Raw genomic sequence first — 20882 nt, 5'->3', positions numbered from 1 at the left:
GCCTGCACATCACCGGGCTCACCGGCCACACCCGCGCGACGTCCTCGTCGCGTGCTTCGGTGACCCCTCGCACGGGGGGTTGCTCAGTTCTGCCTACTCAGAGTGGAGGGGTCATGAGTAAGCGTTCCATAGCCGGAATGTTGTCATTTCCGTTGCTCATGTCGTTGCTGGTGAGCACACCGGTCGGCGCACAACCGACCGAGGCGCCGGACGACGGCGCAGCACCAGCGTCGTTCGCCGAGGCGTCCGCGGCGGACGAGTTCGAAAAGGTGCGGGTCGCGTCCGTGCCGCAACCGATGACGATGGACATCGCCCCGGACGGCCGGGTCTTCACGACCAGCCGCGACGGCGTCGTCCGCGTCTACGACCCGGGCACGGAGGAGGTGACGGTCGCCGCAGAGCTCAGCGTCTTCGACGACCACCCGCTGCCCTCTCGCCCGGACATCGAGGGCTCGAAGAACCAGGAAGGCGGGCTCCTCGGCCTCGCGCTGGACCCGCAGTTCGAGGACAACGGGTGGGTGTACGCCTTCTACACGAGCCGGGAGGAGGACCACAACGTCCTCGCCCGGTTCGACACCGACGGAGACACGATCGACGTCGCCTCGGAGAGCGTGCTGCTCACGGTGCCCTACCAGAAGACGAACTGCTGCCACCTCGGCGGCGACATCGACTTCGACTCGGCCGGGAACCTGTACCTCAGCACCGGTGACGAGGGCACACCCGACCTCAACAGCCAGTACTCGCCGATCGACTCGCGCCCCACGCACTGGTACAACGACGACCGGCGCACCTCGGGCAACACCAACGACCTGCGCGGCAAGATCCTGCGGATCACGCCGCAGCCCGACGGCACGTACACGGTCCCGGAGGACAACCTCTTCCCGGCCGACGAGTACGACGGCGAGCTGACGCGGCCGGAGATCTACGCGATGGGGTTCCGCAACCCCTTCCGCATCTCCATCGACCCGGCCACCGACCGGCTCCACATCGGCAACTACGGCCCCGACCGGCTGGGTGAGTGGACCGAGCGCGGCCCGTGGGGCTTCGACCAGTACATGGTCACCTCCGAGCCGGCGAACTTCGGGTACCCGTTCTGCATCGGCAACAACTTCCCCTACCGTCCCTGGGACTACGTCACCAACGAGCCCCTCGGCGACTTCTACGACTGTGAGAACGGTCCGGTGAACGACTCACCGAACAACACCGGGCTCGAGAAGCTGCCGCCGGTCAAGCCCGCGACCATCTACTACCCGCGGAGCTGGGCGAACTGGCCCGAGACGTGGGTGGGCATGCCCGACGGCGTGGTCGACCCCATCCCCGAGCCCTTCCTCAACATGGGCTCGGGGGCGGGCGGCCCGATGTCCGGGCCGGTCTACCGCTACGACGAGAACCTCGACTCGGACACGAAGTTCCCCGAGCACTACGACGGGCGCTGGTTCCTCCTCGACTACCACCGCGGTCACATCAAGACCGCCGAGCTCGACGAGAACGAGGACATCGCCGCCATCGACGACTTCATGCCCGGGGAGTACTGGGCGAACCTCATGGACGGCCAGTTCGGGCCGGACGGCTCGCTGTACGTGCTGGAGGGCGGCGGCTTCGGTGACAGCTCCAACCAGGCGCTCTACCGGGTCGACTACGTCGGGGGCGACGAGGAGCCCGAGCCCGGGCAGTGCGTGGCCGACGGCTTCGAGGGCACCGAGCTGGACCGTGAGCGGTGGTCGACCATCGTGCGGGAGAACCCCGACGGCTACCGGCAGGTCGACGGCGCACTGGAGATCGACATGCTCCAGGGCGACATGATCAGCAACCACCTCAGCGGCAACATCGTCACCGACGCCCAGAACCTCGTCCTCACCGAGATGCCCGAGGGGCGCTGGGTCTCGGAGGTGACCATCGACATGCCGGACGACCCGGTCAACCACGACCAGGCCGGCTTCATCATCTACGACGACGACGAGAACTTCACCAAGCTCGCGTACTTCCCGTCCTACGGCTCCAGCGCCGACGGCCGGTTCGAGTACCTCTACCACCAGGACGGAGAGATCCGGTACCAGGGCGGGGTCGACAACCCCACGGTCTACAACGCGCCCAGCACCATCACACTGCGCCTGACGAGCGACGGCGAGAACGTCGCCGCCGCGTACTCCCACGACGGCAGCACGTGGGTGAACGCCGGACGACCCGCACCGGTCTCGAGCTACGACGCGCCGCAGCTCGGCTTCTTCGCCGTGCACGGACCGGACGAGATCGCCGAGCCGCTCACCGCGACGTTCCGTGACTTCACGCTGTGCCAGACGGCCGACCCCGGTGAGCCGGTGTGCGCGGCTCCGGAGCCGGACGCGGGCCACCGCGTGCTGTGGGACGGCTCGACCCTGGACGGCTGGCGCCAGGCGGGACCCGGCGGGTTCGCCGTCGTCCCGGACGAGGACCGTGAGGGCACCTGCGCCCTGGAGACCGTCGGTGACCCCGCGGGCCTGGGCATGCTGTGGTTCGAGGAGGAGTTCGAGTCCTACCGGCTGCACGTCGACTACAAGGCCGTGACCGAGGCCGACAACTCCGGTGTCTTCTTCGGGTTCCCGGACCCGGGTGACGACCCGTGGGTGGCGGTGCGTCAGGGCTACGAGATCAACATCGACGACACCGGCGGCAGCCCGAACGCCGCGGACAGCTCGAAGACCGGATCGATCTACACCTACCAGGCGCCCACGTCCTTCCCGACGGTGGCGGGTGAGTGGAATGAGATGGTCATCGAGGTCGACGACCCGATGGTCAAGGTGTGGATCAACGACGTCCTGGTCAACGAGTACGAGGACCCGGGTGACCTGGGCCGTGACCTCTCCTCGGGCTACATCGGCATCCAGAACAACCGGGTCCAGGACAACGTGTTCTTCCGGGACATCTGGGTGGAGGAGCTGGGCGAGGACACCTGCCCGGACGCGCAGACGCCGCCCGAGGGCTACGTCTCGCTCTTCGACGGCGAGAGCCTCGAGGGGTGGACGCAGGCGGGCCCCGGAGGTTTCGAGGTGAGCGACTGCGGCCTGCTCCAGCCGCACGGCGGCATGGGCCTGCTCTGGTACGACGAGCAGACCTACGAGGACTTCTCGATGCGCGTGGACTTCCGCGTGCAGGACCCCGCCGACAACTCCGGGGTGTTCGTCCGCTTCCCCGACCCGCAGGGCGACCCGTGGAAGCCGGTGGACGAGGGCTACGAGATCCAGATCTACGAGGCCACCGACAACCCCGAGGGGCGGACCGGCGCGGTCTACACCTTCGCCGGGGCCGACCCGCTCGCCACCAACCCGGTCGGTGAGTGGAACACCATGGAGGTCGAGGCCGTCGGCCAGGACTACCGGGTGACCGTCAACGGGGTGGAGGTCGCCACCTACACCGGGGACGGCAGCCGCGGCCTCGAGGGCTTCGTCGGGCTGCAGAACCACTCCTCCGGCCAGGCGGCCGGGGAGTCGGTGGAGTTCCGCAACGTCTGGATCAAGGACCTCACCGAGACGCCGGAGCTGACCGTCGAGACGTCGCTGGACCCGGCAGACCCCGACGGCAACCCGCCGTGGTACGTCTCCCCCGTCACGCTCACCCTGGAGTCGAACGACCCGGACGCCGAGCTGCAGTGGCGCCCGCGCACCGACGAGTCCCAGTGGCGGACGTGGACCGAACCGGTCACCTTCGACGAGGACGGCGTCCACAACATCGACTACCGCGCCGTGCTCGACGGCGGCGGCGGTGAACCGAGCGAGAAGGAGATCGGCGTCGGGACCGGAGGGTTCGGCTTCAGCGAGACGGAGTTCTCCGTCACGCAGGGCGACACGATCAAGTTCCAGTACGTGCCGGGCTACCCGCACGACGTCGTCGTCACCGACGACGAGGCCAACGTGCTGGCGTCCCGTCCGGAGGCCTCGGACTGGGAGGACGACCCGTTCTACTTCGAGGCGACCGAGGCGGGGACGTTCTACGTGTACTGCACCCCGCACTCGGCGCTCATGGACCCGGACGACCCGACGACGTGGCGCGGCATGGTCGCGACGTTCGAGGTCACGCCGGCCGAGGGCTCGGGCGGGACGGAGACGGGGATCTCGGAGATCGAGTTCCTCATCGACCAGACGCCCGCGGTCACCGAGGCGAGCCTCGAGGGGGAGCAGAGCGGTGACGCCTACACCGGCGAGGTCACCGTGGGCCTGGCCGCGGAGGACACCACGTCCGGCGTCGCGCAGACGCACTGGCGGCTCGCCGGCGAGGAGGAGCACAGCACCTACAACGGTCCGCTGAGCTTCACCGCGGAGGGCGAGTACGCGGTCGAGTTCCGCTCCTCCGACGTCGCCGGCAACGTGGCGGACTGGGAGACGGTCGAGTTCACCATCGCCGGTGAGGAGCCGAGCGAGTGCCCCGACGCCGACACCCGGGAGACCGTGGTGGTCGGCGGCGTCGACAGCCGTGTTCCGAACTACGAGCTCGAGGACGGCTGCACGGTGAACGACCTCATCGACGACGGTGACGGGTGGGCGAGCTCCGGCGCGTTCGTCCGGCACGTCGGCGACGTGGCCGCCGGCCTGAAGGCCGACGGCGTCCTCACCGCGCGTGAGCGGGACGCGATCGTGCGGGCTGCTGCCCGCAGCGATGTCGGGCGGGTCACGAGCCGGCAGGCGGTGACCCTGCACAGCATCCGCTGAGGTGAGGAGAGCCTCCGGGTGGTGGCCGGCGTACCGGTCACCCCCGGAGGCTCTTCGCTGCCCGCTGCCGTCCGCGCCTCAGTACACGATGCCGAACACCCACACCGCCAGGGTCATCGCGGTGGCGGTGATGAGGACGACGCCGATGAGGTTGAGCCAGATCCCTCCCCGGAGCATCTGTGGGATCGTCACGTACCCGGAGCCGAAGGCGATGGCGTTCGGCGGGGTCGCGACCGGGAGCATGAACGCGCAGGTCGCGGCGATCGCCACGGGGATCGTCGCGAGGGTGACGGGCATGCCGATCCCGATGGCCAGGCCACCGACCACCGGGAGGAAGGTCGCCGCCGTCGCCGTGTTGGAGGTGAGCTCGGTGAGGAAGATGACGAGCGCCACGAGCACGACGACGACGAGGATCACCGGCGCCCCACCCAGCGCCTCCGCCTGCTCACCGATCCACCCCGTCAGACCGCTGGCGCCGAACTGCGAGGACAGCGCCAGCCCGCCGCCGAAGAGCAGGAGCACCCCCCACGGCAGCTTGACGGCGCTGTCCCAGTCGAGGAGCCGCACGCCACGGCCGCTGCCGGACGGGCTGAGGAACAGCAGCAGGCCAACGGCCATCGCGATGCCGGCGTCGGAGATGAAGGGCTCGTCGAAGATGAGGGGGATCGCCACCCACGAGACGGCGGCGAGGACGAACAGCGCCAGCACCCGCTTCTCCCCGCTCGACATCGGGCCGAGCTTGGCGAGCTCGTCGTTCATGAGGTCGCGTCCGCCGGGGATCTCGCTGATCTCCGGCTTGAACAGCACCTTGGTGAGGAGGAACCAGCAGATGACGAGGAAGACCACCGCGAGGGGCAGGCCGACGAGCATCCACTGGCCGAAGCCGATCCGGATGTCGTGGTTGTCGGCGAGGTAGCCGACGAGGAGCGTGTTGGGCGGCGTGCCGATGATCGTGGAGAGCGAGCCGATGGAGGCGGCGTAGGCGATGCCGAGCATGAGCGCGGTGCCGAACGTCGACTCGATGACGTGCTCCTTGACCTCCTCGGACTGCAGGTCGGTCTCCCCCTCCCCGCCCGGCGCGCCCGCCGGGACCTCGTCCTTGAGCCTGGCCACGAGCAGGAGCACCGAGACACCGATGGGCAGCATCATGACGGCGGTGGCGGTGTTGGACACCCACATCGAGAGGAACGCGGTGGCGACCATGAACCCGGCCACGACCATGGACGGGCTCGTCCCCATGGCGCGCACGGTGACGAGGGCGATGCGCCGGTGCAGGTTCCACCGCTGCATGGCCAGGGCGAGGAGGAAGCCGCCCATGAACAGGAAGATGATGTTGTTGCCGTAGGAGGCACCCACCTGGTCCACGGTGACCGGGCTCGTGGTGCCGTCCTCCGCCGTCGTCTCGTTGAAGATCGGGAAGACGACGAGCGGGACGAGGGCGGTGGCCGGGATGGGGATGGCCTCGGTCATCCACCACAGGCCCATGAGGACGGCGGTGGCCGCGGTGACCCGCGCGGAGACGGCGAGGTCGCCCGGGAGCAGGAGGAAGACGAGGAGCCCGCCGCCGAGCCCGGCCGCCAGGCCGAGGAGTCGGTTGCGCCAGGTGGTGCGCTTGAGCGGCTCGGTGCGCTCGCCCGGTGAGCGGTTGTCCTCGTCGTCGCCGCCGCGTGGCCGTGGGGAGTAGTCCCGCAGGTGGTCACCCGGAACGGGTCGCTGGGTCATGACCGGCCCCCTTGTCAGTGTGTCCTCGGTCACACGCTAGTTCCTCCCGCCGACACCGGCGCGGGGGCCACGCGGGCGCGGGCCGTGGCACCCGCGCCTACAGTGGGCCGATGCCCGCCGCGCAGCCCGCCGTGGGTCTGCGTCCGCAGGACCCGCAGTACCGCAGGGCGCTGCTCGCCCTCGGCGCCACGGGCGTGGCCGCCTTCGCGATGGTCTACGTGGTGCAGCCGCTGCTGCCGCTCGTCTCCGCCGAGCTCGACGTGGGCGCGACCCGCGCGAGCCTCCTCGTGTCGGCGTCCACGCTGGGGATCGCCGTCGCCGTCCTGCCGCTGGCGCGGCTGTCGGAGCGCACGGGCCGGGGACGGACGATGGTGCTGGGACTTGCGGGCGCCGTCGTCGCCGGGGTCGTGGCCGCGCTCGCACCCACCTTCGCGCTCATGCTCCTCGCCCGCGCCGTCCAGGGGGCCGCGATGGCAGCGGTGCCGGCCGCCGCGCTGGCCTGGGTGGCGGAGAACGTCGCGCCCGGCTGGGTGACGCGGGTGGCCGGGCTCTACATCGCCGGCACGACGGTCGGCGGGATGGGCGGGCGCGTGGTGGGCGGGATCGTCGCGGACGTGACGACGTGGCGCACCGCGATGCTCGTCGTCGCGCTCGCGGGCGCGGCCCTGACGGCGGCGGCTGCCCTGCTTCTCCCGCGCCGCTCCCCCGGCGTCGTCGCCACGGACGCGCGGCGCACGGAGACCGACGGCGCCCGAGCTGCCCGGCTCCGCGTCTACCTGCTCGGCGGGCTCGGGATGGCGATGTTCGTGGGCATCTACAACGTCATCGCCTACCGCACCCATGCGCCGCCGTTCCTCCTCGGCACGGGGCTCGGCTCGATGTTCTACCTCACCTACCTCGCGGGGACGGCGACGTCGTCGCTCGCCGGACGGCTGGAGCGGCGCGTCGGCCTGCGGGCGACGGCGTTGACGGGGTTGACGGCGTGCGCGGCCGGGGTGGCGCTCACCGTGCCCGACTCCCTCGTCCTCGTGTGGGTGGGGCTCGCGGTGGTGGCGGCGGGCTTCTTCATGGTGCACGCGGTGGCGTCCGCGGCGTCGGCGCGGTTGAGCCCGCGGCCCTCGGACGGCTCGGGCAGCTACACGCTGGCGTACTACGCGGGCTCGTCGGTGGGCGGGGTGCTGCTGGGCCAGGCGTGGGAGGCGGGCGCGTGGGGCGGGACGACCGTGGCAGCGGTCGCGCTCATCGCTGTGGCGGGCGCCGTGGCGCTGGGCCTGCCGCGGGGAGGAGGTCGCAGAAGGTGACCGTGTGCGCGAGACGTTCAGCTGATTCACGTCGTGAATCAGCTGAACGTCTTGCGCACACGTCTCCCCTTGCCTCGGATGGCGGCCGTCAGGAGCCGGTGAGCTCCGTCTTCTTGCGGCGGCGGAGGTGGCCGCCGCCGTAGAGCGCCCAGAGGATGAGGACCGGCTGGAAGAACAGCCGGCCAAGGCGCTTCTCGTCGGTGTCGAGCCCGAAGCCGTCCTTGCCTTCGAGGTACTGGGCGACGTTCCCCGGGAAGATGACGACGAAGAACAGGGCGAGGACCGCCCCGATCACCCGCTTGTGCCGGGGCAGCGCGACGAACGCCGAGCCGAGCGCGATCTCCACGACGCCCGAGGCGAGGACCGTGAGGTCCTTGTCGAGCGGGAACCAGTTCGGGACTTGCGCCTGGAACTCCTCGCGCTGCACGGTCAGGTGGCCCACCCCGGCGCCGACCATGGCGACGCCGAGGGCGACCCGTGCGACGGTGCGCAACCTCGACATCAGACCGTCCGCTCGAGGACGAAGACCGGGATCTCGCGGTCGGTCTTCTCCTGGTACTCGGCGTAGGGCGGGAAGGCCTCGACGCAACGGGCCCACCACTCCTCCTTCTCCGCGCCGGTGACCTCGCGGGCCTGCATGTCCCACTTCTCCGCGCCGTCCTGCAGCTCGACGTGCGGGTTGGCCACCACGTTGAAGTACCAGACCGGGTGCTTGGGGGCGCCGCCCAGCGAGGCGACGGCGGCGTAACGTCCCTCGTGCTCGACCCGCATCAGCGGTGTCTTGCGCAGCTTGCCGGACTTGGCACCGACGCTGGTGAGGATGACGACGGGACGCCCGCCCAGGGTGTTCCCCTCCTGACCGTTGGACATCTCGTACAGCTCGGCCTGCTTGCGGGCGCGGTCGCTGGGGCTGGGGGCGTATTCACCTTCAAGTGGCATGAGAACTGTCTACACGAGGGCCGCGGGACTCGCAGAGTGCGACCCCGGCCCGCTCAGCGGAGCGCGGCCGCCCAATGTCGTAGCCGACCGGCATAGTGGTCCCCGATGCGCCACATCGACGACACCGAGCGCCGGAGCCGGCTCGCGATCCGCCACGCCCTGCACCCGGCCCACCGCCTGGCGGACCCGGTTGCCGCCACCCGGGCGATGACCGTCCTCCACGCCACCGAGCCGTCGACCGTGCACCTCGCCGTCCACGCCCGCACCGAGGGCGTCGCACCCGACGCCGTCGACCACGCCCTGTACGAGGACCGCAGCCTCGTCAAGCAGCTCGCGATGCGCCGCACGCTCTTCGTGTTCCCGCGCGACCTCCTCCCCGCGGCGCTCGGCAGCGCCTCCGCGCGCACGGCCGCCGAGCAGCGCCGCGTCATCGCCCGCGACGTGGAGAAGTACGCCGTGGCCGACGACGGCGCCGCCTGGCGCGACGCCGCCGCGAGCGCCGTCCTCGCCCATCTCGCCACGTCCGGCCCGCTGCCGGCACGCGAGATCCGCGAACAGGTCCCCGAGATGGCGGGGCGGTTCACCACCGACCTCGACAAGAAGTACGGCGGCACCTTCCAGATCGGTCCACGAGTCCTCACCATGCTCGGCGCCGAGGGCCGCATCGTGCGCGCCCACAACGCCGGCCACTGGCGCATCGGCCGCCCCACCTGGACGCTCATGGAGTCCTGGCTCGGTGAGCGACCTACTCCCCTGCCCGCGGACGACGGCTACGCCGCGATCGTCCGCCGCTGGCTCGCGACCTTCGGCCCCGGCACGGTCGAGGACGTCCAGTGGTGGCTCGGTTCCACGAAAGCTGCGGCGCGCGCCGCCCTCGCCGCGGTGGGCGCCGTTGAGGTCAGCCTCGACGGCGGACAGGTCGGCTGGGTGCTGCCCGAGGACGAGGCGCCGGTCGCCGCTCCCGAGCCGTGGGCCGCGCTCCTGCCCACCCTCGACCCCACGACCATGGGCTGGAAGGGCCGCAGCTTCTACCTCGACCCTGACGACACCCCCTACCTCTTCGACACCAACGGCAATGCCGGCAACACCGCGTGGTGGGACGGCCGCATCGTCGGCGCCTGGGTCCAGGACGACGACGGCGTGGTCAAGGTGGTCCTGCACCGCGACGTCAGCACCGTGGCCCGGTCCGCCCTCGACGCCGAGGCAGCGCGGCTGACCGCCTGGCTCGACGGCGTGCGGATCAGCAACGTCTACTCCTCACTCGTCATGAAGCAGGGCCGGCTGCCCTGAGCTCAGCCGTAGACTCAAACGGATGTGGCGGTTCGTGATGCGAGCACAGCAGACCTGGGAGGGCGACCATGAATGGACTCGATGAACAGGGTCTTAAGGAGAAGCTCGGTATTGAGTCGTGGAGGCACCTCTCCAAGGACAGGTTTCTTAGTTTCGTGTCCGAGATGCCGAACATGAGCACGGACGTAGCACTCAAGATTATCGACCAGTTCCCCGACTTCAAGTCTCTTGTGCTCGACTCCCTAGGCGACGTTCACGAGCAGGCCACCAACGCACTCACCAGCAATTGGAAGAGCCAGAAGAAGGTCCACCGCGCGTTCGCCGAGTACCGCGCGATCCTCCGACAGGAACTGGATCGCGATGGACTGACATCAGAGGATCGGTTTCGGATCCTGGCGATGTTGGGCGAGATTATCGACAAAGAAGCCGCCAAGGACTCCGAACACAAAGCCTTCGCATACAAGTTGACCACCACCGTGGGTGGTGCAGCCGTGATCGGACTCGGCATCGCCTTCGCGGTCCTTGGTGGCAAATCGGAGATAGGTGGTGGGGAGCGGACGTAAGCTCGCACCGGATCGCTGACTATCTGTCAGTAGGGCGCAATGAGCGTGTCCGCCTCGGCGTCGCTGGCAACACCGACTCAGGTGATGTCATCGCTCGCGGACCGCACTGCTCACTGGCGAGTACCCGGGATATCGCTCCGAACGTCCGAGAGGCCACGCCTACGCCGTCGGCCACAATGAGTCAGACCCCCAGCACCCCGTCGATGAACTCCCGCACGTCGGCGAGAACCTCGTCCTTGTTCGTCTCGTTGAAGATCTCGTGCCGCGCCCCCGGGTAGACCTTCGCCTCCGTGCGTGCACCTCGGACTGCCGAGATCCCGGCCTGGCTCGCACCGATCGGGACGAGCTGGTCGTCCTCGCCGTGGAGGTACAGCACCGGCAGCTGCCCGAAGGACCCGCCGGCCGCGATCCGCCGCATCGCCTCCTGCAGCGCCTCGAGGGTCGGTCGCTTGAAGTCGCCGTGCCACACGAGCGGGTCCTCCGCGTAGGCGGCACCGACGGCCGGGTCACGCGAGAGCGTCGCCGGGTCGATGGGGGTGGAGGGGATCTCCTCCATCGCCAGCAGGGAGTCGACCGTCGCCCAACGTCCGATCACAGGGCCGGACAGCACCACGGCGGTGAGCTCCTCGCCGTGCAGCTGCACGTACCGGGCGGCGATCATCCCGCCCATCGAGTGGCCCACCAGCACCACGGGCAGGCCGGGGTTCTCCTCCTCCGCGGCCTGCACCAGCAGGTGGAGGTCAGCGACGACGTCGTCGAAGTCGCGGATGAGCACCCCCTCTCCAGCGCTGCGGCCGTGACCGGCGTGGTCGACGCCGTACACGCTCGCCCCGTGCCCGTTGAGCGTCTGCGCCACCCACTCGTAGCGCCCGATGTGCTCGCCGTAGCCGTGACAGAGCACCGCGACGTAGCGCGGCTGGTCGACCGGCCACCGCCGCGCCGCCAGCTCACCGGCGTGCCCCTCGTACGTCCACGTGTCCATCCGGACCCTCCTCGTCAGCTCACCGATCCCTGGAACCGCTCGATCCGCCGCACCGCTTCCCGCACCGCCTCGGCACCCGCCGCGAAGGACAGCCGCACGTACTCCTGCCCGCGCGCGCCGTCGAAGTCCACGCCCGGCACGACGGCAACGCCCTCCTGCTCGAGCAACGCCTCGCACCACTCGACCGACGACGCGTAGGAGCCCAGCCGCTCCCCCAGCCCCGCGTAGAGGTAGAACGCCCCGTCCGCGGGCGCGACGGGCCCCCACCCGAGGTGGGGCACGTCGTCGAGCAGGACGGCGCGGGTGCGGGCGAGGTCGGCGACGCGTGCGTCGGCGTCGGCGTAGGTGGCGTCGGAGAACGCGCCGAGCGCGGCGTACTGGGCCGGCGCGGGCGGGCACAGGGCGACGTTCCCGGCGAGCGCGTCGACGGCGCCGGACAGGTCCTCGGGCAGCAGCGCCCACCCGAGCCGCCACCCCGTCATCCCCCAGTACTTGGAGAACGAGGAGACGACGACGGCGGACTCCGCACCCGGCACGTCCCACGCGCACACCCCGCGCGCGTCGGGGGCGGCGGGGTCGGTCGGGTAGGTGATGCCGTGGTAGATCTCGTCGCTCACCAGGCGCACGTCGTGCTCGGCGCACCAGGCGGCGAGCGCCGCCATCCGCTCCCGGTCGATCATCGTGCCGGTCGGGTTGGCGGGTGAGGCGATGACGAGCCCTGCGACGCTGCCGTGCTCGGCGAGCACGCCGTCGAGCAGCTCGGGGGTGGGCTGGAAGCCGACCTCCGCCCCGCAGTCGACCTCCACCACCCGGCAGCCGAGCGTGTCGAGGATGTTGCGGTAGGCGGGGTAGCCGGGTCGCGCGAGGACGACGACGTCGCCCGGGTCGAACGCGGCGAGGAAGGTGAGCATGAACGCACCCGAGGACCCGGTGGTGACGGCGACCCGCTCGGCCGGCACGTCCAGCCCGTACCAGCGGCCGTAGTGCCCGGCGATCGCCTCGCGCAGCTCCCATAGGCCCAGCGCGCTGGTGTACCCGAGCGCCTGGTCGCCTGCGTGCGTGCTCGTCGCGAGCTCGCGCACCTGCCGCGGCGCACCACCGGACGGCTCCCCCGCGCACAGCGAGATGGCGTCGCGGCCCTGGGCGCGCAGCTGGGCGACGCGGTCGAGGATCGACATGACCTGGAACGGCGCGACGGAGGAGCGGCGGGACGGGTGAGGCATGCTCCCTGTCTACACCGTGCGGGGCGGGCAACCGCACCGGTGGGGCGGCGCGAAACGCGACCGAAACCGCGAGGTCCTACGGTGCTCCCGTGCGGATCGAACCCGGGAACCTGGACACGCAGGACGTCGCGGCGCTGCTGCGCGAGCACCTGCAGGACATGTACGCCACCTCACCCCCGGAGAGCGTGCACGCGCTCACCGACGAGGGTCTTCGCGGCGCGGACGTCACGTTCTTCACCGCGCGCGACGACGACGGCGCCCTGCTCGGCTGCGGCGCCATCAAGCGGCTCGGAGAGGGAGCCGCCGAGCTCAAGACGATGCGGACCGTGACGGCAGCCCGCGGCCGCGGCGTCGGGTCCGCGATGCTGGCCCACCTGCTCGGCGTCGCCCGCGAGCGCGGCTGCACGAGCGTGCACCTCGAGACCGGCTCGATGGACTACTTCGCCTCCGCGCGCCGGCTCTACGCGCGCCACGGTTTTCTCGAGACCGGGCCCTTCGGCGACTACGCGCCCGACCCGCTGAGCACCTTCATGACGTTGCAGCTGAGGCCCGCGCCCGAAGTGACACGGAGTTAACAGGTCGCAACACCCCGGCAACGTCGCTCGACTTCACTCCCTCGTACTCACCCACGACGAGGAAAGGACCTTGCGCATGCGCACAGGATCACGCCGAGCGACACGGGGGCTGGTGGCGACGTCGGTCGGAGCCGCTCTTGTGCTCGCCGGAGCAGCAACCGCATCAGCGGAGCCGTTGCAGACCTGGGACGGGCTCGAGAGCCGGCTGGACGCCGTCGTCGCCGACGCCGCCGAGTCAGGGGTCACGCTGAGCGTCGCCGTCACCGACCTCGCGGGCGGGTTCGACGGCGCGACGCTGATCGCCGGTGAGGACGAGCGGGTCAAGGCGGCGAGCATCATCAAGCTCCCGCTGCTCGCCACGCTCATGGCCGACGTGGACGCCGGCGAGCTCGACCTCGACCAGACCGTGACGATCCCGGCCGGTGACCCCAACATCGTCGGCGGCTCCGGCACGCTCAAGGACGGGCAGTTCCCACTCGACATCACCGTCGCCGAGCTCATGGAGCTCATGGTCCAGGTCAGCGACAACACCGCCACCAACGTCCTCATCGATCTGGCCGGCGGCTTCGACGCCGTCAACGACTACGTCGAGGCGCTCGGGTTCGAGGACCTGTACCTCGGCCGCAAGATGATCCACCCGGCCTCCCCTCCCCTCCAGGAGAACTACATCTCCGCCGAGGAGGTCACCGAGCTCGTCACACTCCTGTGGGAGGGAGAGATCCTCAGCGCGGAGTCCAGCGAGCACATCATCGACCTCATGCGGGGCCAGCTCGTCGACACGAAGTTCGGTGCCGTCATCCCGCGCGCCCACCTCGCGAACAAGACCGGTGAGCTCGCCGACGTGTCCCACGACTCCGGTATCGTCCTGCTGCCCGGACGGGAGCTCGCGTTCACCACGACGACGTCGTTCACCGACCTGCCGCGCGCCGAGGCCGACGTCTTCGTCCAGGAGACCGCCCGGGTCGTCTACGACTTCGCGCGCCTCACCGGGGACGTCACGGCCGACGTCGAGGCGATCGTCCAGCCCTACATCGACAGGGCAGCGGCGCAGGACGTCCGCGTGTCCGTGGGCTTCAGCGACCTCACCGCGGACGGCGACCGGGTCCTGCTGGGGTCGCAGGAGCCGTACAACCCGGCGAGCGTCATCAAGCTCTCGCTGCTCGCCGCCGTCATGCGGCAGACGGAGCGCGACCTGCTCCACCTCGACGCGCCGGTGACGATCTCGCCGTACATGGTGGTCGGCGGGTCGGGCAGCTTCCAGGACGAGGAGATGCCGTTCACGACGACGGTGCGCGAGCTCGTGCGGCGCATGGTCGTGGAGAGTGACAACACGGCGACGAACGTGCTGCTCTACCACATCGGCCTGCCGACGACGCAGGAGCTCATCGACGACCTCGGCCTGGACGTCATGCGCTTCAACCGGCAGATGTTCCCCGGGGAGCTCATCGACGAGCCGGCCAACGTGCTGGACGTCGGCGACACCCTCGCGCTGCTCGAGGCGATGTACGGGGACGAGCTGCTGGGCGAGGAGTCCCGCGAGCAGATCCTCACGTGGATGAGTGACCAGGAGGTCGACACGAAGTTCGGCGCCGTGCTGAACGACGCGCCCGTGGCCCACAAGACCGGGGAGACCGGCAACGTAACCCACGACGTCGGCTACTTCCTCGTGCCCGGTCACGAGGCCGCCGTCGTCGTGCTCACCGAGGTGACGAACTCGGGCGGCTTCGACGAGACCCAGGAGATCGGCAACCCGATCGTCCAGGAGATCGGGCTCGCGGTCTACGACTACCTCGACGCCCTCGCGACCATGGACGGGGAGCAGCCGACGGACGCCCCGACCGACACGCCTCCCACGCAGCAGCCGACGACGGCACCCGACGACGGCGAGGTGCCCGGCGGCGGCACCGGCGAAGGTCCGACCGCCGGCGGCGGCACCCTGCCGACCACCGGCGTCTCGACGGCCGTGCTCGCCGGCGCACTGGCCACCCTGCTCGCCGGCATCGCGGTGACGGCCGTCGCCCGCCGGAAGGGTGCGATCGCGGAGTAGCCCGGCCCTGGGACAGCACCGGGGCGGGGAGGCGTCGAGGGGGGCCTCCCCGCCCCGGTGTGCCCGGACATCGTCGGACACGCAGACATCCGGACCGTCTTGCCGGTGGAGTCAGCCCTCCGCGGCTACCTGCCCCGGCGGGGTCGTCAGCGTGAAGCTCACGCGGCCGTATCGAACGCCGTTGACCTGGAGCTCGAGTGCGTGCTCCCCCGGGTAGTAGCGCCGGGTGGTGATGACACGGAACGAGTGCTGCTTGCCAAGGTCGACGGCCTCGCCGGGTGCGAGTCGGCGGGTGGTGAGCTTGAACGTCTTGTCGGTCTGCGACCCGTTCGCCTTGCGGTGGTGGATGACGTAGTCGACGGCCAGCTGAGCCGCCTCCGTCCCCGTGTTGCGGACGGAGGCGGTGAAGGCCAGCACCTCCCCCACCGCGACGACGTCGGTGGCCAGCACCGGCCCTGTCACATCCACCGCCGCGGGTGTGAACCCGAGCAGGCCGAGCGCTCCGGGGTGCCCCTGCTTCACGAGGGTGCGCAGGCCGTGGCGCACGAGCCTGCGGGTGTTCTCCTTGGTCACGTCGGTGTCGCCCGGAGCGTCGAGCCAGGCAGTCGCGGTCTCGACGGCGAGGTCGGGCTCACGGCGGCTCAGGTCGTTGAGGTGGTTGGCGACCGAGCGGCGCACGTACTCGGACTCGTCCCGGTAGAGGGCGTGCAGGATCGGGAGCGTGGACCGGGGTTCGACCAGGATGCCCGGTACCCGCACGGACCAGGGCAGGAACGGGCGAGTGCCCTCCGTGGCCAGCCGGCGGACGTGCTCGTCCTCGGAGGCGACCCAGCCCTGGATGATCGCCAGAGCCCGGTCGAGGTCGTGGTTGAGAAGCCCGCGGATGGCGAACTCCGCGGTCAGCCGCGGGGTGAGCTCTGCGATCAGGGCCAGAGCATCGTCGAACGCGTCCTCCGAGCCGTCCTCGATCGCCTTGGCGACGACGGCGCTCGTGACCGGCCAGATGAGCCAGCCGGTGAACGACTCGGCGCGGTCGCGTGCTGCGCGGACCGTCGCGGCCAAGGCGGGATAGTCGCCCGGCAGGTCCGCGAGCAGCGCGTCCCGCAGCAGGTCGCTGCGCTCACGCAAGGACAGCGGTGCCAGCGCCTGCTCCGTTGCGCGCACCGCCGTCAGCCCGAGGTCGGGCCGCACCGTCTCGAGCGACGAGGTCAGGGCGCGGACGGTCTGCGTCCCGATCAGCTCGTCGGCGAACGGCATCAGGGCCTCCGATCTCGTGGTGCTGTGCAGGGCGTCGCGCGGAGAGGGCGGGAGACGTCCCGACCGCCGGACCCGGACGGGTCCGTCGCGTCGTCAGGATCCCACCGCGCGAGGCCCGCGGGCCACGGCCCCCTCCTCGGCCATGTCGGCCGGCGCCAGGAGGTTGCCCTCGACGGCGGCCTGGGGAACCTGCTCGTCGTCCAGGCTGGTGGCCAGCGGCACCTCCTTGACGAAGCACAGCAGCACCGCGGCGATGAGCCCGAGGGGCGCGATCCACAGGTAGATCGGGGTCAGTGCGTCGTTGTAGGACTCGATGATCGGCTGGCGGATCGCGTCCGGCAGGCCGGCGACCATGGCGGGAGTGAGGGAGTCGGCACCGCCGCCGACGCTCTCCACCGCCTCGGCGGGGAGCCGCTCGACGAGCAGGCTCGCCAGCCGGCTCGTGAAGATGCTGCCCACGAGCGCCGAGCCGAGGGTGGCGCCGATCTGGCGGAAGTAGTTGTTCGACGCCGTGGCGGTGCCGACCTCACGCAGCGGGAAGGTGTTCTGCACGACGAGCACGAGGACCTGCATCGACATGCCCAGCCCCAGCCCGATGACCCCGACGTAGAGACACACGTGCCACACGCCCATGTCCGCGGTGAGGGTGGACAGCAGCATCAGGCCCACGGCGAGGATGAGGCTGCCGGTGATCGGCATCCACTTGTAGCGCCCGGTGCGGGTGACGAGCTGGCCGGTGACGGTCGAGGTGACGAGCATCGTCCCCATCATCGGGATCATGAGGAGCCCGGACTCGGTGGCGTCGACACCGAAGGTCATCTGCAGGTAGGTGGGCATGTAGCCGATGGCGCCGAACATGCCGACGCCGATGAGCAGGCCCGCCACCGTGGTGACGTTGAAGTTGGGCTCGGCGAACAGGTGCATGGGCAGGATCGGCTCGGCGGCGCGGAGCTCCACCATCACGAACGCCACCGCGGCGACGACCGTGCCGGCGATGAGGCCGAGGATGACGGGGTCGGACCAGGCGTAGGTGTGGCCGCCCCAGGAGGTGGCGAGCACGAGGCACTTGGTGGCGACGGCGAGCAGGACCATCCCGGCGAGGTCGAGCCGGACCCTGCCGCGGGGGCGGGGCAGCTGGTTTGCACTCGTGCAAGGTATGCATAACTGCACCCAGAAGGGCTGCACCCTCGCGCAGACCTGTCCCACGCCGAAGTTCCGCGCGAGGGTGCGACCATGGTGTGGTGATGCTCACCCCGCGAGGTGCGGCCGCGCTTGCCGGACTGGCAGCGGGCGCGGTGACGCTCGGCGTCGCGGAGCTGCTGGCGGGGCTGCTCACCCGCGTCACCACGGTCGAGGGGACGCCGTCGCCGCTGCTCGCGGTGGCCGACGCGTTCGTCGACCTCACCCCGCCGTGGCTCAAGGACTTCGCCGTCGCGACGTTCGGGACGGCGGACAAGACCGCCCTGTTCGTCGGCATGGGCCTCGTGCTCCTCGCCGCGTGCGCGGGCATCGGGCTGCTCGCCCGGTGGATGCTCGCGGCCGGGCTGGTCACGTTCGCGCTCGTCGGCATCCTCGGCGTCGCGGCCGTCCTCAGCCGCCCCAACGCGGCGGCGACCGACGCCCTGCCGACGATGGCCGGCGTCGTCGTCGGCGCCCTCGTCCTCGCCTGGTTCAACCGCGACATGACGACGACGGCGGAGGTCGAGATGCCGGGCGACCTCACCCGCCGCTCGGTGCTCGTCGGGGGCGGGGCGCTCGCCGTCGTCGGCGTGCTCGGCATCATCGCCGGGCGCGTCCTCAGCGGCGCCGGCGAGGCGGTGCGGGCGGCACGGGACGCGTTCGTCGTGCCGCGCGTCGCCGCGCCGGTGACCATCCCCGCGGCCGCTGAGCAGGGCGTGCCGGGCCAGACGCCCTACCGCACACCCAACGACAACTTCTACCGGATCGACACCGCCCTCACCGTCCCCCAGGTGGACCCCACGACGTGGCGGCTGCGGGTGCACGGGATGGTCGAGGAGGAGGTCGAGATCGACATGGCCGAGCTGCTCGCCCAGCCCATGGTCGAGGCGCTCGTGACACTCACCTGCGTGTCGAACTACGTGGGCGGGAACCTCGCCGGCAACGCGGTGTGGACCGGCTGGCCGGTGCGCGAGCTCCTCGCCCGCGCCCGTCCGCTGCCGGAGGCGGACATGGTGCTCTCGACGAGTGCCGACGGCTGGACGGCCGGCACCCCGCTCGAGGCGCTCACCGACGATCGCAGCTCCCTCCTCGCCGTCGGGATGAACGGCGAGCCGCTGCCCGCCCAGCACGGCTTCCCGGTGCGGATGGTCGTGCCGGGGCTGTACGGGTACGTGTCGGCGACGAAGTGGGTGGTCGACCTCGAGGTGACGAGCTTCGCCAGGGACGAGGGCTACTGGACGCCGCGCGGCTGGTCCGAGCGCGGCCCGATCAAGACCGCCTCACGCATCGACGTGCCGCGCCGTGGACCGGTCGACGCCGGGCCGACCGTCATCGCCGGCGTCGCCTGGGCCCAGCAGCGCGGCATCACCGCCGTCGAGGTCCGCGTGGACGACGGCGAGTGGCAGCCCGCCACCCTCGCCGCCGAGCCCACGATCGACTCGTGGCGCATGTGGATGCTCGAGTGGGACGCCGAGCCCGGGGAGCACACGCTCACCGTGCGGGCCACCGACGGGAACGGTGAGGTCCAGACCGAGCGCTTCACCCCGCCCGCGCCCGACGGCGCCAGCGGCTGGCACTCGGTGGACGTCGAGGTGCGGTAGCTCGTCGACGACCCTGCCCACGTGGCTAGCATGAGCCGTGCGACCGGCGATGCCGTCGGATGCTGCCAGCCCCTCCTCCACGCGTGCCTGGCGACCGTGTCGACCACTCCTCCCACGAGAAGGCGAGCGCCATGTCCCAGCAGTACCCCACGACTCCGCCGCCGCAGCCGCAGGGCGGCATGCCGATCTACAACGGAGCCCCGGAGCACACCACCTACTCACCGGACGCGATGCGCGGCGAGAAGGCGGCGCAGACCTCGCTCATCTTCGGCATCATCGGCCTGTTCTTCGCCGGGATCGTCTTCGGCCCGCTCGCGATCTGGCAGGCGTCCAAGGCCGAGCGGATGAATCAGTCGGCCACCGCCGGCAAGGTCCTGGGGTGGCTCGCCGTCGTCTGGGGGATCGGACAGGTCGTCCTGGTCTTCGTCGCCATCGGCGCCTTCGTCGCCGTGAGCAGCTCTTCGGGGTACTGAGCGGGGCAAGCGACGAGCGCGGCGCCACTGGATCTCCGCAGTGGCGCGTCGCCGTCGTGAGGCACGGACCCCCGCACCCGTGGAAGTTGCGCCACACTCTCCCCATGGCCAGATCAACGAGGACGGACGCCACCGACATCAGTCCCGAGGCTGCCGGGTTCACCACGACGAAGATCCCCAACAAGGTCTACGAGGCCGAGCTCTACCGCCTGCAGGGTGAGCTCGGGAAGCTGCAGAGGTGGGTGAAAGAGACCGGCGAACGCGTCGTCGTCATCTTCGAGGGCCGCGACGCCGCCGGGAAGGGCGGCACGATCAAGCGGATCACCGAGTACCTCTCCCCCCGCACCGCGCGCATCGCCGCGCTGCCCGCGCCCACCGAGCGTCAGCGCGGCCAGTGGTACTTCCAGCGCTACGTCGAGCACCTGCCGGCCGCGGGCGAGATCGTCCTGTTCGACCGGTCCTGGTACAACCGCGCCGGCGTCGAGAAGGTCATGGGCTTCTGCACGCCCGAGGAGCACAAGCGCTTCCTGCGCCAGTGCCCGATCTTCGAGCAGATGCTCGTCGAGGACGGCATCCACCTGCGCAAGTACTGGTTCTCCGTCTCCGACGACGTGCAGCTCGAGCGCTTCCGCAAGCGCCTGCACGACCCGCTGCGCCAGTGGAAGCTCTCCCCCATCGACCTCGAGTCGATCACCCGCTGGGAGGACTTCTCCCGGGCCAAGGACGAGATGATGGTCCACACCGACACACCGGTCGCGCCCTGGTACCACGTGGCCTCGGACTCCAAGAAGCAGGCGCGGCTCAACATGATCCACCACCTGCTCGCCTCGCTCCCCTACGAGGACGTCCCACGCGAGGAGAAGGTCACCCTGCCCAAGCGCCCCTCCGGCACCGGCTACCAGCGGCCGCCGATCGAGGTCTCCTCCTACGTCCCCGACTGGGCGTCCACGCTGGTCGAGGATCCGGCCAAGGGCTGACGAGACGCCGTACGGCACGAGCCGACCCCTCGTGACGGCGTTCCCGTTCGCGCCGTACCCGCGCCGGCCGG

General features: G+C 70.6%; 16 protein-coding genes. 9 read left to right on the top strand and 7 right to left on the bottom strand.

Going from position 1 to position 20882, the window contains the following annotated elements; translation table 11 throughout:
- Positions 1–113 precede the first annotated feature (113 nt).
- Positions 114–4682 (top strand): 3-keto-alpha-glucoside-1,2-lyase-like domain-containing protein, encoded by a 4569-nt coding sequence (locus DSZ44_RS01805; protein WP_110850864.1) that lies wholly within the window; start codon positions 114–116, stop codon positions 4680–4682.
- A gap of 78 nt (positions 4683–4760) precedes the next feature.
- Here DSZ44_RS01805 and DSZ44_RS01800 read toward each other — a convergent pair whose 3' ends face one another.
- The gene (locus tag DSZ44_RS01800; protein ID WP_110850863.1) at positions 4761–6404 is read right to left on the bottom strand and encodes an SLC13 family permease; all 1644 of its coding nucleotides are present in this window, start codon (positions 6402–6404) and stop codon (positions 4761–4763) included.
- A 110-nt stretch (positions 6405–6514) separates the two neighbouring features.
- Here DSZ44_RS01800 and DSZ44_RS01795 point away from each other — a divergent pair, with 110 nt between their 5' ends.
- Positions 6515–7705, top strand: coding sequence for an MFS transporter (locus DSZ44_RS01795; RefSeq protein WP_110850862.1), 1191 nt, complete (start codon positions 6515–6517; stop codon positions 7703–7705).
- Between the two features lie 88 nt (positions 7706–7793).
- Here the strand turns inward: DSZ44_RS01795 and DSZ44_RS01790 are convergent, their stop codons facing one another.
- Together DSZ44_RS01790 and DSZ44_RS01785 are read right to left on the bottom strand one after the other, a co-directional pair.
- Positions 7794–8207 (bottom strand): DoxX family protein, encoded by a 414-nt coding sequence (locus DSZ44_RS01790; protein ID WP_110850861.1) that lies wholly within the window; start codon positions 8205–8207, stop codon positions 7794–7796.
- Entirely contained in the window at positions 8207–8644 is a 438-nt protein-coding gene (locus DSZ44_RS01785; protein WP_110850860.1) for a nitroreductase family deazaflavin-dependent oxidoreductase, read from the bottom strand. The genes DSZ44_RS01790 and DSZ44_RS01785 overlap by 1 nt, the downstream gene beginning before the upstream one ends.
- A gap of 105 nt (positions 8645–8749) precedes the next feature.
- On the opposite strand from DSZ44_RS01785, the gene DSZ44_RS01780 reads away from it, so the two are divergent.
- Both DSZ44_RS01780 and DSZ44_RS01775 read left to right on the top strand, forming a co-directional pair.
- Positions 8750–9934: a winged helix DNA-binding domain-containing protein gene (locus tag DSZ44_RS01780; protein ID WP_110850859.1), complete on the top strand. Its 1185-nt coding sequence runs from the start codon at positions 8750–8752 to the stop codon at positions 9932–9934.
- A 68-nt stretch (positions 9935–10002) separates the two neighbouring features.
- The gene (locus DSZ44_RS01775) at positions 10003–10497 is read left to right on the top strand and encodes a hypothetical protein (protein ID WP_110850858.1); all 495 of its coding nucleotides are present in this window, start codon (positions 10003–10005) and stop codon (positions 10495–10497) included.
- A gap of 181 nt (positions 10498–10678) precedes the next feature.
- Here the strand turns inward: DSZ44_RS01775 and DSZ44_RS01770 are convergent, their stop codons facing one another.
- Complete coding sequence (locus tag DSZ44_RS01770) at positions 10679–11479, bottom strand: alpha/beta hydrolase (protein ID WP_110850857.1); 801 nt, start codon at positions 11477–11479, stop codon at positions 10679–10681.
- 14 nt (positions 11480–11493) lie between these two features.
- Positions 11494–12702, bottom strand: coding sequence for a pyridoxal phosphate-dependent aminotransferase (locus tag DSZ44_RS01765; protein ID WP_110850856.1), 1209 nt, complete (start codon positions 12700–12702; stop codon positions 11494–11496).
- Between the two features lie 89 nt (positions 12703–12791).
- Between DSZ44_RS01765 and DSZ44_RS01760 the strand changes: the two genes are divergently transcribed.
- Together DSZ44_RS01760 and DSZ44_RS01755 are read left to right on the top strand one after the other, a co-directional pair.
- Positions 12792–13277: a GNAT family N-acetyltransferase gene (locus tag DSZ44_RS01760; RefSeq protein ID WP_258369146.1), complete on the top strand. Its 486-nt coding sequence runs from the start codon at positions 12792–12794 to the stop codon at positions 13275–13277.
- Positions 13278–13452: 175 nt separating this feature from the next.
- The gene (locus DSZ44_RS01755; protein WP_181424501.1) at positions 13453–15324 is read left to right on the top strand and encodes a serine hydrolase; all 1872 of its coding nucleotides are present in this window, start codon (positions 13453–13455) and stop codon (positions 15322–15324) included.
- A 111-nt stretch (positions 15325–15435) separates the two neighbouring features.
- On the opposite strand, the gene DSZ44_RS01750 is transcribed toward DSZ44_RS01755, so the two are convergent.
- Both DSZ44_RS01750 and DSZ44_RS01745 read right to left on the bottom strand, forming a co-directional pair.
- The gene (locus tag DSZ44_RS01750) at positions 15436–16581 is read right to left on the bottom strand and encodes a DNA alkylation repair protein (RefSeq protein ID WP_110850854.1); all 1146 of its coding nucleotides are present in this window, start codon (positions 16579–16581) and stop codon (positions 15436–15438) included.
- 93 nt (positions 16582–16674) lie between these two features.
- On the bottom strand, positions 16675–17787 hold the full coding sequence (locus DSZ44_RS01745; protein WP_258369145.1) for an MFS transporter: 1113 nt from the start codon (positions 17785–17787) through the stop codon (positions 16675–16677).
- Between the two features lie 38 nt (positions 17788–17825).
- Here DSZ44_RS01745 and DSZ44_RS01740 point away from each other — a divergent pair, with 38 nt between their 5' ends.
- From DSZ44_RS01740 to ppk2, 3 genes are all read left to right on the top strand, one after another.
- Complete coding sequence (locus DSZ44_RS01740; RefSeq protein WP_110850852.1) at positions 17826–19361, top strand: molybdopterin-dependent oxidoreductase; 1536 nt, start codon at positions 17826–17828, stop codon at positions 19359–19361.
- 131 nt (positions 19362–19492) lie between these two features.
- Complete coding sequence (locus DSZ44_RS01735) at positions 19493–19834, top strand: hypothetical protein (RefSeq protein WP_146237455.1); 342 nt, start codon at positions 19493–19495, stop codon at positions 19832–19834.
- A gap of 104 nt (positions 19835–19938) precedes the next feature.
- Positions 19939–20811 (top strand): polyphosphate kinase 2, encoded by an 873-nt coding sequence (ppk2, locus tag DSZ44_RS01730; protein WP_110850850.1) that lies wholly within the window; start codon positions 19939–19941, stop codon positions 20809–20811.
- Positions 20812–20882: the final 71 nt, after the last annotated feature.

The organism is Georgenia satyanarayanai, from assembly GCF_900116375.1.
Classification (GTDB): domain Bacteria; phylum Actinomycetota; class Actinomycetes; order Actinomycetales; family Actinomycetaceae; genus Oceanitalea; species Oceanitalea nanhaiensis.
Note: the sequence above shows the minus strand (reverse complement) of the source record. Positions and strands in the feature narration are given on the sequence as shown.

Bases quoted from the DNA above. Each gene is read 5' to 3' on its own strand.
- DSZ44_RS01735 (WP_146237455.1), top strand. From the start codon at position 19,493: ATGTCCCAGCAGTACCCCACGACTCCGCCGCCGCAGCCGCAGGGCGGC.
- DSZ44_RS01805 (WP_110850864.1), top strand. From the start codon at position 114: ATGAGTAAGCGTTCCATAGCCGGAATGTTGTCATTTCCGTTGCTCATG.
- DSZ44_RS01765 (WP_110850856.1), bottom strand. From the start codon at position 12,702: ATGCCTCACCCGTCCCGCCGCTCCTCCGTCGCGCCGTTCCAGGTCATG.
- DSZ44_RS01790 (WP_110850861.1), bottom strand. From the start codon at position 8,207: ATGTCGAGGTTGCGCACCGTCGCACGGGTCGCCCTCGGCGTCGCCATG.
- DSZ44_RS01795 (WP_110850862.1), top strand. From the start codon at position 6,515: ATGCCCGCCGCGCAGCCCGCCGTGGGTCTGCGTCCGCAGGACCCGCAG.
- DSZ44_RS01775 (WP_110850858.1), top strand. From the start codon at position 10,003: ATGAATGGACTCGATGAACAGGGTCTTAAGGAGAAGCTCGGTATTGAG.
- DSZ44_RS01750 (WP_110850854.1), bottom strand. From the start codon at position 16,581: ATGCCGTTCGCCGACGAGCTGATCGGGACGCAGACCGTCCGCGCCCTG.
- DSZ44_RS01770 (WP_110850857.1), bottom strand. From the start codon at position 11,479: ATGGACACGTGGACGTACGAGGGGCACGCCGGTGAGCTGGCGGCGCGG.
- DSZ44_RS01800 (WP_110850863.1), bottom strand. From the start codon at position 6,404: ATGACCCAGCGACCCGTTCCGGGTGACCACCTGCGGGACTACTCCCCA.
- DSZ44_RS01785 (WP_110850860.1), bottom strand. From the start codon at position 8,644: ATGCCACTTGAAGGTGAATACGCCCCCAGCCCCAGCGACCGCGCCCGC.
- ppk2 (WP_110850850.1), top strand. From the start codon at position 19,939: ATGGCCAGATCAACGAGGACGGACGCCACCGACATCAGTCCCGAGGCT.
- DSZ44_RS01740 (WP_110850852.1), top strand. From the start codon at position 17,826: ATGCTCACCCCGCGAGGTGCGGCCGCGCTTGCCGGACTGGCAGCGGGC.
- DSZ44_RS01780 (WP_110850859.1), top strand. From the start codon at position 8,750: ATGCGCCACATCGACGACACCGAGCGCCGGAGCCGGCTCGCGATCCGC.